The 15,614-nt window shown below is 58.3% G+C and carries 15 protein-coding genes; 1 reads left to right on the plus strand and 14 read right to left on the minus strand.

Going from position 1 to position 15,614, the window contains the following annotated elements; all coding sequences use genetic code 11:
* Positions 1 to 13: 13 nt before the first annotated feature.
* The gene (locus AC0T4W_RS18490) at positions 14 to 628 is read left to right on the plus strand and encodes a lipopolysaccharide kinase InaA family protein (RefSeq protein ID WP_476321467.1); all 615 of its coding nucleotides are present in this window, start codon (positions 14 to 16) and stop codon (positions 626 to 628) included.
* 51 nt (positions 629 to 679) lie between these two features.
* Here the strand turns inward: AC0T4W_RS18490 and AC0T4W_RS18495 are convergent, their stop codons facing one another.
* The 14 genes from AC0T4W_RS18495 to AC0T4W_RS18560 all read right to left on the minus strand — a co-directional run bounded on the left by AC0T4W_RS18495 (position 680) and on the right by AC0T4W_RS18560 (position 15,554).
* On the minus strand, positions 680 to 1,402 hold the full coding sequence (locus AC0T4W_RS18495) for a glycosyltransferase family 32 protein (RefSeq protein ID WP_476321469.1): 723 nt from the start codon (positions 1,400 to 1,402) through the stop codon (positions 680 to 682).
* A 191-nt stretch (positions 1,403 to 1,593) separates the two neighbouring features.
* Positions 1,594 to 2,325: a glycosyltransferase family 25 protein gene (locus tag AC0T4W_RS18500; RefSeq protein ID WP_476321471.1), complete on the minus strand. Its 732-nt coding sequence runs from the start codon at positions 2,323 to 2,325 to the stop codon at positions 1,594 to 1,596.
* A 33-nt stretch (positions 2,326 to 2,358) separates the two neighbouring features.
* Positions 2,359 to 3,609: a capsule biosynthesis protein gene (locus AC0T4W_RS18505; RefSeq protein WP_476321473.1), complete on the minus strand. Its 1,251-nt coding sequence runs from the start codon at positions 3,607 to 3,609 to the stop codon at positions 2,359 to 2,361.
* A complete protein-coding gene (locus AC0T4W_RS18510; RefSeq protein WP_476321475.1) occupies positions 3,599 to 4,492 on the minus strand; it encodes a DUF6625 family protein in 894 nt (297 codons plus the stop codon). The genes AC0T4W_RS18505 and AC0T4W_RS18510 overlap by 11 nt, the downstream gene beginning before the upstream one ends.
* Entirely contained in the window at positions 4,492 to 5,613 is a 1,122-nt protein-coding gene (locus tag AC0T4W_RS18515) for a glycosyltransferase (RefSeq protein ID WP_476323792.1), read from the minus strand. Before AC0T4W_RS18515 ends, AC0T4W_RS18510 begins: the two co-directional genes overlap by 1 nt.
* Before the next feature lie 113 nt (positions 5,614 to 5,726).
* Complete coding sequence (locus AC0T4W_RS18520; protein ID WP_476321477.1) at positions 5,727 to 7,481, minus strand: carbamoyltransferase family protein; 1,755 nt, start codon at positions 7,479 to 7,481, stop codon at positions 5,727 to 5,729.
* 14 nt (positions 7,482 to 7,495) lie between these two features.
* On the minus strand, positions 7,496 to 8,968 hold the full coding sequence (locus AC0T4W_RS18525; protein ID WP_476321479.1) for a lipopolysaccharide kinase InaA family protein: 1,473 nt from the start codon (positions 8,966 to 8,968) through the stop codon (positions 7,496 to 7,498).
* On the minus strand, positions 8,965 to 9,711 hold the full coding sequence (locus AC0T4W_RS18530) for a lipopolysaccharide kinase InaA family protein (RefSeq protein ID WP_476321481.1): 747 nt from the start codon (positions 9,709 to 9,711) through the stop codon (positions 8,965 to 8,967). Before AC0T4W_RS18530 ends, AC0T4W_RS18525 begins: the two co-directional genes overlap by 4 nt.
* Positions 9,708 to 10,442, minus strand: coding sequence for a lipopolysaccharide kinase InaA family protein (locus AC0T4W_RS18535; RefSeq protein ID WP_476321483.1), 735 nt, complete (start codon positions 10,440 to 10,442; stop codon positions 9,708 to 9,710). Before AC0T4W_RS18535 ends, AC0T4W_RS18530 begins: the two co-directional genes overlap by 4 nt.
* Positions 10,442 to 11,263, minus strand: coding sequence for a lipopolysaccharide core heptose(I) kinase RfaP (rfaP, locus tag AC0T4W_RS18540; protein WP_476321485.1), 822 nt, complete (start codon positions 11,261 to 11,263; stop codon positions 10,442 to 10,444). The genes AC0T4W_RS18535 and rfaP overlap by 1 nt, the downstream gene beginning before the upstream one ends.
* A gap of 88 nt (positions 11,264 to 11,351) precedes the next feature.
* Complete coding sequence (locus tag AC0T4W_RS18545) at positions 11,352 to 12,476, minus strand: glycosyltransferase family 4 protein (RefSeq protein ID WP_476321487.1); 1,125 nt, start codon at positions 12,474 to 12,476, stop codon at positions 11,352 to 11,354.
* Positions 12,476 to 13,477: a lipopolysaccharide heptosyltransferase I gene (waaC, locus tag AC0T4W_RS18550; RefSeq protein WP_476321489.1), complete on the minus strand. Its 1,002-nt coding sequence runs from the start codon at positions 13,475 to 13,477 to the stop codon at positions 12,476 to 12,478. The genes AC0T4W_RS18545 and waaC overlap by 1 nt, the downstream gene beginning before the upstream one ends.
* 1 nt (position 13,478) lies before the next feature.
* A complete protein-coding gene (gene waaF, locus AC0T4W_RS18555; RefSeq protein WP_476321491.1) occupies positions 13,479 to 14,513 on the minus strand; it encodes a lipopolysaccharide heptosyltransferase II in 1,035 nt (344 codons plus the stop codon).
* A 117-nt stretch (positions 14,514 to 14,630) separates the two neighbouring features.
* Positions 14,631 to 15,554: a branched-chain amino acid transaminase gene (locus tag AC0T4W_RS18560; protein ID WP_476321493.1), complete on the minus strand. Its 924-nt coding sequence runs from the start codon at positions 15,552 to 15,554 to the stop codon at positions 14,631 to 14,633.
* Between the last annotated feature and the right edge of the window lie 60 nt (positions 15,555 to 15,614).

Below are 15,614 nucleotides of genomic sequence, written 5' to 3' on the forward strand. Positions count from 1 at the left end.
CTAGAGAAATAAGATGCGGATTGTAACAGCGAAAGAATTCCAAGATTGGCTGAGCCACGGCGAGGTACTGGAAAAAGACAGCCATGGAGCCAAGGTAATTCGCCTCGCCGATGGCAACTTACTGAAAATCTTCCGCAGTCGCCGCCTGCCCTTGCTTGCCCGCCTACGCCCGGACGCGGCACGCTTCAGTGATCGCGCCAGTCGTTTGCGGGCGGCAGGTATCCAGACACCAAGCATTTGCGAAATATGCTGGATCGACCGCAGAAAGCTTGTCAGCGCATGCCTTTACGAACCACTCGCAGGTCAGCCATTGGACCGTCTTTTTCGCGACAGCCGTGAACAGTTCGACTCACTACTGCCGCAATTGGCCGCTTATATCTACCGCTTGCATCAGCGCGGCATCTACTTCCGCTCACTGCATTTGGGCAACGTCCTGCGCACCCCGAATGACGACTTCGGCCTAATCGATTTTCTCGATATTCGCTTCAAAGGCCGACCGCTAGGACGCATGCTGGTTCGCCGCAACTTCCAGCACCTGTACAACTACCTGCAGCGACGCAACGTGCATAATTTCCCATGGGAAGAACTGATGGCCGCTTACAAGGCCGTCAGCAAGGCCACTAAATAAATCGAACCTATCCAGGGCAAATTTCAACCTCAATAGCCTGTAGAACTCAGCCTACTTGAGGTAAGCCCCGGCTCTGTACCATTGCAAATAAAGCCATGCCTCAACTTGCCCAGGCACCTTGCGCAGCCCACGCGCAATGCGACTTAGGGCCCCCTTATCGCTGCGTAAGCGCCAACTGCCTGCGTAAAAATGCCGCGCAATTGGCTTCATCCCTTGCGGGGCAGCCCCCCGTGCGTCGGCGAGCATACCGATAGCAAGCACACGCTCCTGCCCACGCAACTCGTCGTCGCCGCCGCCGGTAAACCCCTGCTTGAGCAGTAGGCGACTGACTTCATTGACGTTCACCAACTCAGACAGCCGCGTCACATCAAACTCCGTCCTGTCGTAGAACGACAGCATATGCTGCGGCAACCAGTGCCCGGCCTGTGCACCAATAATCGACGTGGCGAAGCGCTGCTGATCTTCAGTACCAATAAATAATTGCAGGTTAAGCAAATCATCAAACCGCGCGCGTACTTCAACATCAACATCCAAGTAAATGCCGCCATGCTCCTCAAGAACGCGCATGCGTGCATAGTCGGAAACAAAAGCGTAGCGCCCCTCTGCATAAGCCGCCGCAGCAAATGGATGGGCGTTGACATCAAAACTTCGCTCGTCCCAACGCACCACCTGATTGTCCGGCAAATGATAAGCCCAAGAGGCCAGGCAGCGCCTAGCCTGCAGAGGCAACGATTTACCGCCGAACCAACAGTAGTGGATTTTTCGTGGGATCATGCCGACTCACCATAGTGACTGAAAAACATCTGGAAATGATCGCTAAGAGGCGCGTCATCGGCCCCCATCGTCATGCTGTACTGCAGGTCATAACCAACGGTTAAGTTCACCACTAATATTTCCACTACCTAGCGAATAGGTTACCTTCATTGATTTCAATGCTTGGCAATAAATGAGTCATAGTTGCTCCATTAGTACGACGAGCGACCGTAACGCATTCTTGCCCACCAGCGCCGCAACGCCTGGCGTGTCTTGTATTTAGGCTTACGCTCGACCTGCTCAATATCACTCATATCAAATAAGCGTTGATGCGCCAGGGTCGGCCGCACCATGAAGGTATTGGCGGAGGCTTGTAGGACTTCCGAGTAGTACCAGTCGAGCGGTAATCCCGACTCCGGAGCCTCGCGAAGAATTCGCTCATAGAGACTGGCGTTAACCACATAAGCATGAGCCAGTCGGATACGACTGACGTCCCAGAGATTGGCGGAAACAGCCGTTTTCTTGCCGCCCTTTTTCAATGTACCGCCGAGATACAGCACGTCCCAGTCGCGCCCCTGCAACTGCCTGCATGCCCGATTAAGCACGACAGGGGTATAAGGCTCAAACTCGCAGTCATCTTCAAGAATCAGCACCGACGACCAGCCAGCGTCACGCGCCATACGAATAATCGCCAGATGACTGTGCATACACGCCCAGGTCGTCTGCAGCTTGTGCTCTGCAGCGGCGCTTGGACCATCGACTCGTTGGAGAAAACGCTTGAGCGCAACAGATGGCTGATCATCGACTAGGTCACGAACACTGATGGCGGAGAAACGCTCAGCGGAAATACCGACCTGCGCCAGGTTCTCTGTCATTTTCGCCCAACGATCGGCACGGTGATCGAGGTTGATAACGAATGCACGCTCAAAACACAATTCGGTCATAACATCACTCAAACGGCAGACCCTTTTTAGTAGTTACTCAGCAACCAGACACTGCACTAGAGGCTGACTGTCGATATGCCTATTGCGCAGCAGGCATTCGAGCAAAGCACATGTCCGTTCAAGCCCCGCGATACCCTGAGCCAGATGGTAGTCGGCAAAGCGGGCCGACTGCTGCAGACTCCCCGTGTAATCAGCCGCAATGTCCGCAATTCTTTGCTGCAACTGGTCAGCACACTCGACACGCTCGCCGAAAAAACCGTCTTGAGCAAAGATATCTGGCTCGCCGCTGGCATTTACATAGATCAGCGGTCGTTGCGCCAGAGCGGCCTCGATCACCGCATTGGACATGATATTGATCACCAATGAAGCACGCCCCAAAGCCTCGGCCAATGTGCAGTCGGCGGATAAGATCCGCAGGTTAGTCAACTCAGCAGCGGCTTGCTGCCAGAACGGCACCTGACTGCGTGGGTGGGCCTTAACCAAAACCTGGTACTCAGGATGCGCGGCGGCCCAGTCACGCAGCAGCGCGTATGTGGACTGATAACCTGCTTCCTTCTCTTTATCCGGACCAACGCCGAGAATCAGCACAGTACGCAGGGACTGCTCAGCCGGCGGCAGATCATAGGCACTGTCGATCATATGCGAGCCCGCCAGCACCGCCTGCGAACTACCAAAACGCAATGTCCGCGCCTGCAGCGCTTCCAGAGAACCCTGCCCAAACAGGAAATAATAGTCGTAATCATTCATGCCCAAACGCCGCGAACTCTCCACGGTCGAGGCATGGGCAAGATGCACCAACAGACGTTGACGGGCGTTTAGCGACAAACGCAGAAATGGCGCATATAGGCTGCCATTGCGGTCATTGAGCAGGATGCGCGGCTGGTGATGCTCGACCAGCCATTCGGCATAAGCCGCCAGACCGAAGTAGCGGGTTGGCACGATAAAAGGCGGCACCTTTAACAACCGCTGCCGCAGTATCTGTTTCGGCTCCAGTAAAGCTGTCTCGATCAGATGGTGACCGCGGCCGCGCAACTCTTCGATCAATAATTTTTTGCGCTGGAAGGCGATAACCTTGGGGGCCGATTGCAGTAGCAAGAAGTCGCAGGCGCCAGCGACAACAATGGTCGCCAGTCGTTTTTTGGCACGCACACCAAACCACCAATCGCCCAGAGCCTCGCGGGCGAAACGCAAGGTACTACCCAGTATGCCGTGGCGCTCACGCAGCAGTAACCAGCGATAGCGGTCCAGCAACTGCGCTTTTTCTGCCCAGGGATTACGCTCCACGGCTAGCTACTGCCGCCTGGAACCCGCTCTCGCTTATCATCCAACTGTGCGTGCGTGATAAACTTACAACTGCTTGGCTACTCAAATGATCGATGTCTTTCCATGAATTTTTCTTCAAATGTAAAAAATGTAAATATGGAAACTCTCGCTCCCCGTCTTTAACATTCGTCAAGCGTCCCGACTGCCATTGCCAATAGGCAGGATAATCATGAGAGCCATCAATCCATGCACGCGAACCATTGGGAGTACTAAAGGCCTCTACAAATTCAGCATTCCGTCGAAGTGAATTAAACCAACCGACAAAATTAAAAAGCGGTTTTGGAAAGTTCTTGCGCCAGAGAAAGAGCCGAGTAAAGCCCCCCTCATCTAGCGCATGATTTCTATCATCCTGCACACGCGACTTAAAATCCCTAATTTTCCAGAATAACGTTCGAAACTCAGGCTCGTTACGTAATAAACACAGGTGTCCTGAAACGCGACGCTCATGGGTAGAAAAAAACTTGAACTTGTTCAAGCGCGCCTCAGTGAAATAAGCACGCAGGTTGCCGTAAATGAGGTCAAGATCACTGAACCCCCAATAGTCATAGCCTGCTACGTCTTGCTCATGCAAGTAACCATAGGCTGGTTTCAGATCACAAAGTTTATACGGATTGCTAGGAGAAAAATTAAACCCCAGTCGACCTGAAACCCAGGCACAGTAATTTACGAAACTACTTTTCCTTAATTCAACATTACACGGCAAATCCGGCAACTCCTCACAATCACTAATCAGCAACCAATTGACATCCTGATTCACCCGACAGCTCTCAATAAAAAACGGCATCCAGAATGGCCAACGACCAAAATAAGGAATAATAAAAATAATACTAGGGGGAGACTTCATCACGATGCACTCTGCAAAAACCGCAAAAAATCAGAAACAACCACCTGATCCGAGTAATTATTTCTAAGCTTATAAAAACCAAATTGCTGCACTTTTTCCAAATCTTCAACTGATAAGAGCTGAGGCCACTTCATACACTCAGCAAGGGCGTCGACATCGCCCAACGGAAACAACTGCCCCACACCCTCGACTACCTCACACGCACCACCGCAGTCAGTCCCAATCACCGGCACCCCAGCCGCCATTGCTTCCAGTAACACCATGCCGAACGGCTCATGATCTGAAGTCAGTGCGAACACATCAAACGCTTTGAAATAGTTGCGCCCGTTCGCCACCTGGCCAAGAAAGCGTACTGAATCGCTCACGCTTAACTCAATAGCCAAGGCCTTGAGTGAAGCCTCCAGACGACCACTGCCCATAATCGCCAACAGGCTTTCTGCAGGGAGCTGTGGCAAAGCTTGGGCAAACCCACGGATCAGTGTGGCTTGGTCTTTATCTGGATGCAGACGGCCAACATTACCGACCACCCAGGCATCCTGTGGCAGCCCCAGATGCTTACGTGCTGCTTCGCGAGACACCTGCTCAGCCTGCACCGCAGCAATATCAATACGGTTGTACAGCGTCTCGATACGCTCGGGCGCCCAGTTCGGCAAGCAGGCGCGCATATCATCGCGCACAGCATTGGAAACCCCGAGCAAAGCCAGGCGTTTGCGGAAGTAGTTGGCAAACAGCTGACGCGTACGCCGCTTGTAGTCACCAAATGCATGATGCACGCCGATCACTGGAAGATCGCTGCCCAGCAAAGCGACGTAGATGGGCTTAAAGCGATGGGCGATACAGAATTTAAAGTCGCGCGAAGCGGCGATACGCTTGAGGTCGCGGATCGCCTTGAGCTTAAGGCCACGCACGTCGCGGCTGGAGTAATCGAGGAAAATCACCTCGTCAGACGCTGAGCCTTGCTCGACTTCCGCGCTCGGTTTGCCGGTCAGGTAGACGGTGCAGACCTTGTAAGGCGTGCCGACAAAGAGCGCGGCGTACTGCCGCGCACAGTCAAGGAAGGGGCCGTCGTAGCCGTGGCAGAACTGCAAAACCCACGACTCTGGCTGGCTACGCGTCGGCAGGGCGTTGTTGAGCGCCGCCTCGGAATGCTCATTTACCACAGTAAACTCCGCTTCCTCGGCGCCGCTCGCCTAGCCCTGCGCTAGCTCGCTCAGCCAGACGATGGCCAGTCGCCTCAGACATTGTCATACCAATCCTTGCCGTCCTTGACCACGAGGATGTCTTCCATGATCAGGTACTGCAGGTCGGAGCCGTAGAACATGTTCAACGCGTCGGTGGGCGAGCAGATCATCGGCTCGCCACGGCGGTTAAGCGAGGTGTTGAGCGACACGCCGTTGCCGGTGAGTTTCTCCAGCTCGAGCATCATGTCGTAGTAGCGCGGGTTGTATTCGCGCTTGAGCACCTGGGCGCGCGAGGTGCCGTCTTCGTGCACGACTTCGCCAACGCGAGTCTTCCACTCTTCGTTGACTTCGAAGGTGAAGGTCATAAACGGGCTCGGGTGATCGACCTTGAGCATCTGCGGGCCGACGGTATCGAGCATCGACGGGCAAAAGGGGCGCCAGCGCTCGCGGAACTTGATCTGCTCGTTGATCCGATCCGCCACGCCCGGCACGCTCGGGCAGCCGATGATCGAGCGACCGCCGAGGGCGCGCGGGCCGAACTCCATACGGCCCTGGAACCAGGCCACCGGGTTGGCGTCGACCATGATCTTGGCGATGCGCTGCGGCATATTGTCGATGCGTTTGAACACCGGTTTGCTTGGGTGGCGCACGCAGGCGGCGATCACGTCTTCGTTGGAGTAGGACGGGCCGAGGTAGACGTGCTCCATCTTCTCCACCGGCACGCCGCGCTGGTGCGAGATGTAAGCGGCAGCACCCACTGCGGTACCGGCGTCGCCGGAAGCCGGTTGAACGAACAGCTCCTTCACATCATCGCGAGCGATGATCTTCTGGTTGAGTTTGACGTTCAGCGCGCAGCCGCCGGCGAAGGCGATTTTGCCGGTCTCGCGGATGATGTCCCCCAGGTAGTGCTCCATCATCTGCAGCGCCAGCTTCTCGAACAGCGCCTGCATGCTGGCGGCGTAGTGGATGTACGGGTCGTCGGCGATATCGCCCTGGCGCTTGGGCCCCAGCCACTCGATCAGCTTCTTGGAGAAGTAGAAGCCCTTGCCGTTTTCTTTATAGCGGCGCAGGCCGATAACGTTGGCGTACTCGGTGTTGATGATCAGCTCACCATTTTCGAACGTGGCCAGGCGCGAGAAATCGTACTTGCTAGCATCGCCATAAGGGGCCATGCCCATCACCTTGAACTCGCCATCGAGCATCTCGAAACCGAGGAACTCGGTGATCGCACCGTACAGGCCGCCGAGCGAATCCGGGTCGAAAAACTCTTTGATCTTGTGGATCTTGCCGTTCTCGCCGTAGCCGAAGAAGGTGGTGGCGTACTCGCCCTTGCCGTCGATGCCGAGGATCGCGGTCTTCTCGGTAAAGCCCGAGCAGTGGTAGGCACTGGCGGCGTGGGCCAGGTGGTGCTCGACCGGCTCGATCTTGACCTTCTTCAGATCGAAACCGAGCTGTTGCAGGCACCATTGAATGTGCTTGTAGTAGCGCTTGTAACGGCGATTGCCCATCAGAATCGCATCAAGCGCGCGGTCCGGCGCATACCAGTAGCGCTTTGCGTACTGCCAGCGAGCCTTCTCGAAGATGCTGATTGGTGCAAACGGAATCGCCACCACATCGACGTCGGCAGGTTTGATTCCGGCCTGTTCCAGACAGAACTTGGCCGATTCGTAGGGCATGCGGTTTTTCGCGTGCTTGTCGCGCACAAAGCGCTCTTCTTCGACGGCCGCGATCAGTTTGCCGTCGATATACAGGGCGGCGGAAGGGTCATGGCTAAGGGCGCCGGACAGGCCGAGAATGGTCAGTGCCACTGGTTTTGCCTCTTTTAGTCTGCTGAGCCGACGGCGGGCGTCAGCGGAATACGTTGGTTGAGCAACTGGTGCAGCGACGAATCGGCAGGCCAGTTACGCAGAAAACGAGCGCGGTCGCGGGCATAAGCCTTGGCGAAACTGCGCGCACTGCGGTGTTGCTGCATGGCGTCTAGGTCGATAAGGGACCAGTGGCCAGGAGCCTCATCCCGCCCTTCAATCCAAAGCAGATTGTGCCCCTTGAAATCGCCATGGCTGATGCGCTCGCGCAGCAAGGCGGCGAACAAACGATCCAGTGCCAACAGGTCGCTTTCCGGGGGTGCTCCGTCTTGGAACGCCTGAAAGCGCGCGATTATATCCTGCCCACCGCAGTATTCGGTAATCAGGTAGGCCCGCCCGCGCAGCCAGCACCATCGCCGCTCTAGCACGGCCAATGGCTGCGGGGTGGCGATGCCCAACAACTGCAGGCGGTTGCCTTCAACCCAACTGTGCCAGGCGCGACTGGGTCGCCAGAAGCGTTTGAGCCAATGAGCCAGGTTTTTGATGTTGTAACGCTTGACCACCAGCGGCCGGCTTTGCAACTGCACTTGTGCCACGGTGGCCGCACCGCCGGTTTTGTAGATATGGCCCTGCTCGGTAAGCAGATCCAGGTTATCCAACAGCGGCTGCAGCTCGGCCTGGTTGTCGCGACGCACCACTTGCAGGCCGAACGCACCGATTTTTGCAGCGAATAGGCTGCAGTCGCGGGCAACCTTGCGCAGATAATCGCGCATACGCCATTTGCGTACCTTGTCCACTTCCTTGAGCAACGCCTCCAGGGGCAACGCATGCTCACCGTTGGCCAGCAGGTAATGCACCAGCAGCTCTTCGATAAAGGGCGCCAACTCGGCTGGGAGCTGGGCAAAGAACACCCCAAGGTTTTCCAGCACCTTGCCGCGTGACAGTGGCTGGCCGGCCATTTCGACCTGCACACCACCACCGTCGATAACGAAGAGCTGGCCGTTATGCCGCAGCAGGTTGTCCAGATGCAGATCGGCCTGCCACAGTCCTTTGGCGTGCATCTGCGCGATGCTAACCAACGCATCGGCCAACACCGCCTGCTGATCAGCACTCAACAGCAGCTGGCCTTCCACGGCGCGCCAGGCATCCCACAGGCTCTCTGCGCCACCCAAATACTCGAACAGTAGCCAGCCACCCTCACCTTCACGCAACCCCTCCGCCAGCAACTGCGGCGTATTCAACCCCTGCTCGGCCAGCAGGCGCGCACCATCACGCTCGCGCTGAAAATGGCGCGCGGCCTTGTCACCGACCAGCAACTTGGCCAGTACAGGCCGGCCGCGCCATTCGGCCTGGGCAACATAACGCTGCCCGGGCAACACACGCAGCAGCCGTTGCAGAGTCAGTTCAGCCGAGCCCGCTGCATCAGCCAACTCGATGATCAGCGGCAATGCTGGCGAGCGCCCTGCCTGACGAAGCCCCGCCACGTTCATCGACGTGCCACCTTGTGACGACTGCGCGCACCGAGGCGCGCACTCCAATCAGCGAGACCAGCACCCCCCGTAAGATAGGCCGTCAGTAGCACGCGAACGTCTGCCTCACTCCACACACTGGTGCGGCGCAAGAGTGGCTCCAGGTCCTTTACCCGATCACGCTGACCGAACAACAGCGGACGGGTTTTCTCCAGGTCAATCAACTGCGCGTCGAAGCCGATAGCGGTCTCGCGCAGAAAAATATGCTTGGGGTAAAAGCAGCCGTGCATCTGCCCTGCCTGGTGCAGACGCCGCGCCAGCTCACCGCAGGCCTTGAGAATCGCCACACGACGGGTCTCGTCGAGTGCGGCCCAGCCGGTTAACCAGGCATCCAGATCCTGCCAGCCATCCAGGGCGCGGGTCAGCAGCACCGCACGACGCTCACCCGGCAATTTACGCTCGGCAAAAAACGCCGCCTGCAACGCGGGAATGCCCAGCGCCGCATAACGTTGAATATTGCGAAATTCGCGGGTAAAGGTTGGCTCACCAAAGGGATGCAGCGGGCTACGAGTCAGATGATTACTCTGCCGCTTGAGGTAAAACGCTGCTTCGCCCAAATCCAGCCGATACACACTGCTCCAACCACCGCGCTCGGTATTGGGCTCATCCACCGCTTCAAGTTGCAGCGCCCATAACGCGCCGAAGCTGGTCAGCCCATACCGCTCAAGCAAGGCGCGATCCTGCGCCGCAATAAAGTCGCTCATTCCCTGCCCTCGAAAAACTTCACGATCTGTCGCACCCGCCGCTTGTCCTTACAGCTCAAGCGCTCATGCCCGCAATACTGCAAGTAGAAACGCAGGCGCTGGCTGCGCGACAACTTGTACTTGGCAATCTTATCCAGGCAGGCCAAGTCCTTGATAATGCGGTAACGCAGAAGCGGCCCCCACCAGAATGAGCCGGTCGGGCAGTCAATAAAAAACAGCTTTCCCTGGTCATTGACCAGCAGGTTGCGCCACTTCAGATCGTTATGGGTGAAGTGATGATCGTGCAACACACGTGTTGAACGTGCCAATTGGCAACTGACAGAGCCTACCCAAGCGCTATCACGCAAGCGCGGGTCATCCCGCTCAGCCAACAGTGCAAGATCCTCGGTGCGATCCAGCTCACGAGTAATCAAAGCACCGCGCACAAATGTGCCCAGACGCCGCTCCAATCCGTAGCAGACAATCGGCGCCGTAGGGATGCCCCACTTGGCGAAATTCTTCAGGTTCTGCCATTCGGCTTTAACCCGAGGCCGACCGATATAGCGGCGTAAGCCTTTCCCCGCACCCCGGTATCGCTTGACGTAATAGCGCACACCGCCGCGCTCGACACGAATGACTTCGGATAGTGGGTCTTTAGTCAGACGCTCCCCTTGCAAGGCGAACACTGCATCCAAATCACCGAAGTCAGCAGATAGCGCCTGGTACTGCGGATCGAGAGTCCAACCCGCCATCACAGCGCATCCCCATAACGCTGTTTGCGCGCATACAGCGCATCCGCCTTGCGCTCAAGCCATGCCAGCAGCGCGTGCTCGGCGCTGAGCGCCTGACGCAATGGCTGCTGCCCTTTCAGTACAGCAAAATAAGTGCTCAGAAAACGCAGCTTGTCGCGCTTAGTCAGGCCGATATCCAGCACGGAGAAATACAGCGCGGCCAGGTCCTTGTTGCGCCAGCGCAGGGGCAGTTGGCTGCGTACTTGGGCGCGGTGCAGGTCGATCACGGACAGGCGAAAATCATCGGCGGTTACCGGCTTATCGGTGTGCAGCAGAAAGTGGCAGATATAGCAGTCGCGGTGGTTGACCCCCGCGCGGTGCATGCTGCCGACCATGTTCGCCACTTCCTTGATCAGCGCCCATTTGAGCCGTGGCTCGGGCGGTTGTTGCGCCCAGTTCAGGCTGAGTTGCTCGAGGTCGGTGGTCGGCGCCAGTTCTTCGGTGACGATAAAGGAATGCTGCGCTGCCGGGTTGCTGCCGCGCTCGCCATAGGCCACGGCGGTCATGGTGGCGACACCGACCTCAGTCAGGCGCTGAATGGCTTGCCATTCCTGTCGCGCACCGAGCACCGGCAGTTTGGCGGTGAGCAGGTTCTTGACGATTTCGCCCCAGCCGATGCCACGGTGAATCTTGACGAAGTAACCGCGCCCATCGACTTCGGTGCGCAGCGTGCGGCGGCCTTCCAGCTCGCGATAAACCTGGCCTTGCAGGGCCTCGACCGCGACAAAGGGGTCCTTGCCGGCCCAAAGGGTTTTGAACGGATCGTTGAGGGTCAGGTGCATGGGAACTTCCTGTAGGAGCCAGCTTGCCGGCGATCCAGGCAGCACAAGAGCATCGCCAGCAAGCTGGCTCCTACAACACACAGAGCTCTCATACGCGCTTCTCCATCAGGATCACATCAGCTGCGTGTTGCGGCATGGAGTACAGGTCGGCACTGTCGGCATAGGCCAGACCGTTGCGGCTCCAGAACGCACGGCGCTGATCGTCGGCCAGCATATCGGCGAGCAGGTGATTGAGCTTGTCCTGCTCGAAAGGACTAGCCAACACCCGCCCGGCATCCGCTTCGGCGATGTAGTGGGCATAGCCACAGACATCCGTCACCAGCACCGGCAAGCCGGAGACCAGCGCCTCCAGCAATACGGTACCGGTGTTTTCGTTGTAGGCCGGATGGATCAGCAGATCAGCACCCAGCAGGAAACGCGGAATATCACTGCGCCCTTTGAGAATCTGCACCTGATCGGACACGCCCAACGCTTTAGCCTGCAACTGGAACGAACGCGGATCGTCCTGGCCGATGGCGATCAACCGGGTGCGCTGTTTTAGCTCGCGCGGCAAAGCAGCCAGGGCCTTGAGGCTGCGATCCAGGCCCTTGGTTTTGAAGCCAGAACCTATCTGCACCAGCAGCAGGTCGTTATCCGCCAGCTTGAACTCGGCGCGGAACTCGGCGCGAATCTCGGCGGCATTGACCGGCGCGCGGCGGTCCTGAGCGATGCCGGGTGGCAGCAGGTGAAAGCGCTGCCGCGGGGTGTGGTAATGCTTGATAAACAGCGGCTGCTGCACTTCGGAGATCATCAGAATCTCGGTTTTCGACTCAGGCGCGAACACCGCCCGCTCGTAATCTGCGAAGTGTTTGTAACGGCCCCAGCGCTTGTAGATCGGCGCGCGCAGGGTCTGCGCTTTATCTTCATAGCAGCCATCGGCGGCGTAGTAGACATCCAGGCCGGGCATTTTGTTGAAGCCGATTACCCGATCCACCGGGCGCTTGGCCAGATCGGCCTCGACCCAGGCTGTGAGTTTTTCATTGCGTTTGTGGTTGAACAGCGCCTTGACCGGCACGACCACCACGTCGAATCCCGCAGGCACTTCGCCTTCCCAAATCGGTGTGTAAACGCGAACGGCATGGCCGCGCGCCTGGCACTCCAGGGCGATGCGCATAAAGTCGCGCTGCAGGCCGCCGAAGGGGAAGTATTTGTAGAGAATAAAAGCGAGCTGCATCAGACGACATCCTCGGCCAGCAACAGGGCCTGCAATTGCGTAGCCACGCGTTCGGCATCTAGACCGTCGAAGCAGGGCTTGTGGCGATCACCCAAGCCAGCATTCGGCCCGGTGGCGCACAGGTGCACCTGACCACGACCATAGGCACCCACGCGCCCCGGTAGGGTTGGGCCATACAGGGAAATACTCGGCACATCCAACGCAGCGGCCAGGTGGCCAAGACCGGTATCCACCGCCACGCAGGCACTGGCCCCGGCGATAACCTTAGCCACACCAGCAAGATTTAATTTGGGCAGCACTGCGGCGTTTTCAATGCCGGCAGCAATCCGTTCGGCGCGCGCCTTCTCGGCTTCATTGCCCCAGGGCAGACGCACGGCCCAGCCCTGCGCACTCATCTGCTCGGCCAGCTCGCGCCAGTCGGCTTCCGGCCAGTGCTTACTCGGCCAGGTGGTGCCATGCAGAAACAGCACATAGGGTTGTGACGACTGATCCGCCAGCTGCGCACGATTAAGGCCGTAGTCACCAACACCGGCCGGCAGCGCATAGCCCAGCGCCTGGGCGAATAGCTGACGGGTACGTTCGAGCGCGTGCTGGTCGCGCGGCACAGCATAGGCACAGTTATAGAAGCGACTGGCCAGTGGCTCGCGGGCGGAATCACGATCAAGACCAGCAATCGGCGCCTTGACGTAACGGGTCAGCCAGGCACTTTTCAGCAGACCCTGAGCATCAATCACCAAGTCATATTTGGTTTCGCCGAGACGTTGCTTAAAGCGCTTCCACTCACCCTTTTTAAAGGTTTGCCAGAGGTGCTTGCGCCAGCGGCGAATGGCCACCGGGATCACCTGCGCCACGGCGGGGTGCCAGGCCGGGATCTCGGCAAAACCCTCCTCCACCACCCAGTCGAACTGAATGCCAGGAATCGCCCGCACCGCATCGGTCAGCGCTGGCAGGGTGTGCACCACATCGCCCAGCGAAGAGGTCTTGATCAACAGTACCCGCAAGCTATTCAACCTCAACCGGGTCGCTGACCAGGCGATCCAGCGCCTCGATCACCGGGCGCGGCTTGAGCTGGCCCAGGCAGTTGTAATGACCGAAGCGACAGGTGCGCTCGAAGCACGGGCTGCATTCCAGACCCAGGCGGACAATCTCCACCTGCTCGGCCAGCGGCGGGGTAAAGCCCGGCGAGGTCGAGCCGTAGACAGCCACCAGCGGACGATTTAGCGCAGCGGCCACATGCATCAGCCCGGAGTCATTCGACACCACGGCACCGGCAGCGGACAGCAGGTCAATGGCCTCAGCCAGACTGGTTTCCCCGGCCAGATTTACCGCCTCCTCACGCAGGCCGGGAATCAGTCGGCTGCGAATGTCCTCACCGACCGGGTGATCATTCTTCGAACCGAAAATCCACACCTGCCAGCCGGCGCGGATCTTCAGCTCTGCGACTTTGGCGTAATGCTCGCTCGGCCAGCGCTTGGCTTCACCGAACTCGGCCCCTGGGCACAGCGCCAGCACCGGACGATCCAGGCTCAGGCCGAACTTGGCCAGGGCGGCGTCGCGACTCTGCGCGTCGATCTGCAAGGCCGGGCGCGGATAAGGCTGCGGCAATGCAGCGCCGGGCTCGAAAGCCAGGGCCATAAAGCGCTCGATCATCAGCGGGTAGCGGTCTTTGTCCAGCGTGCGGATGTCGTTGAGCAGGCCGTAGCGCAGCTCACCCTTCCAGCCGGTACGCTTGGGGATACCGGCGAAAAACGGCACTAATGCGGACTTTAGCGAATTAGGCAGCAGAATCGCCTGATCATACTGGCCCGCCAGGGATTTGCCGATCTTGCGCCGCGTGGCCAGCTGCAGCACGCCGTGACCGAGCGGAAAGCTCAGGGCCTGACGCACTTCAGGCATGCGTTCGAGAATCGGCCGGCTCCACTCGGGGGCCAGCACATCGATCTCGCAGCCGGGGTGGCGCTGCTGCAGACACTGGAACAGCGTCTGCGCCATCACCATGTCACCCACCCAGCTGGGGCCAACGATCAGTATTTTCATGCCAATTCCAGAAACGACCAAGGAGGCTTTCGCCTCCCGGACAGACTTAACGCTCAGCCCAGCCTTTGTCGCGTGATGGGTATCGCTGCGCTCAACCCATCCTACGAAGCAGGCGGCTTATTTGACCAGGGTGCGCCACTCGGCGTGGGCATCGGTTTTACCGGTGACCAGATCGAAATAAGCGGTTTGCAGCTTCTCAGTGATCGGTCCGCGACGGCCTGCGCCGATCTGGCGGCCATCGACTTCGCGGATCGGCGTGACTTCGGCGGCAGTACCAGTAAAGAAGGCTTCATCGGCGATATACACCTCATCGCGGGTGATGCGCTTCTCGACCACGTCCAAGCCATGCTCGGCCGCCAACGTCAAAATGGTGTTGCGGGTGATTCCGTTGAGGCACGAGGTCACTTCCGGGGTGTAGATCACGCCATTCTTGACCAGGAAGATATTCTCCCCTGAGCCTTCGGCCACGTAGCCTTCCGGGTCTAGCAGCAGGGCTTCATCGGCACCACCGGAGATGGCTTCCTGCAGGGCCAGCATCGAGTTGATGTAGTTGCCGTTGGCCTTGGCGCGGGTCATCGAGATGTTGACGTGGTGGCGGGTAAAGGAGCTGGTGCGCACCTTGATACCGACCTGCAGGGCTTCGTCGCCCATATAGGCGCCCCAGCTCCAGGCTGCCACTATCACCTGGGTTTTCAGGCCACTGGCGCGCAGGCCCATGGCTTCAGATCCGTAGAACACCATCGGGCGGATATAGGCGCTTTCCAGGGTGTTCTCACGCACGGCGGCGCGGGTGGCTTCGTTGATCTCGTCTTTGCTGAACGGAATCTTCATGCCCATGATATGGGCCGAGTCGAACAGGCGGTCGGTGTGCGCTTGCAGGCGGAAAATCGCCGTGCCTTGCGGGGTGTTGTAGGCGCGCACGCCTTCAAACACGCCCATGCCGTAGTGCAGGGTATGGGTCAGCACGTGGGTGGTCGCATTGCGCCACGGCACCAGCTCGCCGTCATACCAGATCACGCCATCACGATCGGCCATCGACATAATTGCCTGCTCCTCAAACTCGATTGGTACAACATTGGCCGGCCACCCTGGGTGCCCGGC

It is taken from the genome of Pseudomonas sp. C7.1, assembly GCF_056312395.1.